The sequence below is a fragment of the Nitrospirota bacterium genome, from assembly GCA_016219645.1.
GTDB lineage: Bacteria > Nitrospirota > Nitrospiria > Nitrospirales > Nitrospiraceae > Palsa-1315.
On record JACRLR010000036.1, the window covers coordinates 1 to 1,088 of the forward strand.

A 1,088-nucleotide genomic window follows, 5' to 3' on the forward strand; every position below is an offset into this window, starting at 1 on the left:
ACAGGATTCCTGGTCTCTCTCTTGTTGACAACCCCTCTGTCCTTGGCGGAAGCCGTGCGTCGGATGCCGGAACATTGGGCCACTCTCCGCGAAGGGGTGTCCGCAGTGATGCCGGAGCGATCGATTGAGGTCGAGAAAGAGGTCGGCAATCGACGGTTACGAGCCAGGTCGTCCAAGCCAGTAGCCGTCACTCGAGGAGAGGAGTCAGCCACTGACGGGATCGAGCAGTTGGAGCTGACCCCCACCCAGACTTCTCCAGGTCCGATCATCCAGCCATTCCCTGTCGCAATCCCAACATGGGACGCGCAAACCACTGAGTCGGAAGTGGTTGTTCCGACAGCTGAGTCAGAAAACTATCAGCTCCCTGACGCGGAGATTCTGTTAAGTGATCCCTCTGGGCCGATGGATCGGATGTCGGATGAGGAACTCAAGGCACAGTCCGAGATCTTGTCACGCGCATTGCTGAGTTTCGGCATCGAGGGCATTGTGACGGAAGTGAGACCAGGCCCCGTCATTACCATGTACGAATTTGAGCCGGGGCCCGGCACGAAGGTCGCCCGTATTGTGAATCTGGCCGACGACCTGGCGCTGGCGCTGAAGGCGACGAGTTTGCGCATCGTTGCGCCGTTACCAGGGAAATCCGTGGTCGGAATCGAGGTGCCGAACCGGTCTCGAGAAACGGTGTCTCTGAAAGAAGTCGTCATGAGCGAGGCCTTTCGGCGGGCAAGGTCCAGGCTCACACTGGCGTTGGGTAAGGATATCTTTGGTGCGCCCAGCACGGCGGACCTGAAGACGATGCCCCATCTTTTGGTGGCCGGAGCAACGGGGGCCGGGAAGAGTGTCAGCCTGAACACGATGCTACTCAGCATCCTCTTTTCCGCCAAGCCCAGTGAAGTGAAACTGTTGCTCATTGATCCGAAGATGCTTGAGTTCCAATCGTATGAGGGCATTCCACATCTCTTGCGGCCGGTGATTACGGACCCCAAGTCAGCTGCAAGAGGCCTCGGATGGGTTGTCGCTGAAATGGAGCGGCGGTACAAGCTGCTGGCGGAAGCCGGTGTGCGGAACATTGATGCGTATAATCGAAA

1 protein-coding gene is annotated in these 1,088 nt (G+C 58.0%); it reads left to right on the top strand.

Annotated features, from left to right (window positions below; genetic code table 11):
- The coding region (locus HZB34_13110) for a DNA translocase FtsK (protein ID MBI5316899.1) at window positions 1–1,088 on the top strand (1,088 nt) is incomplete at both ends.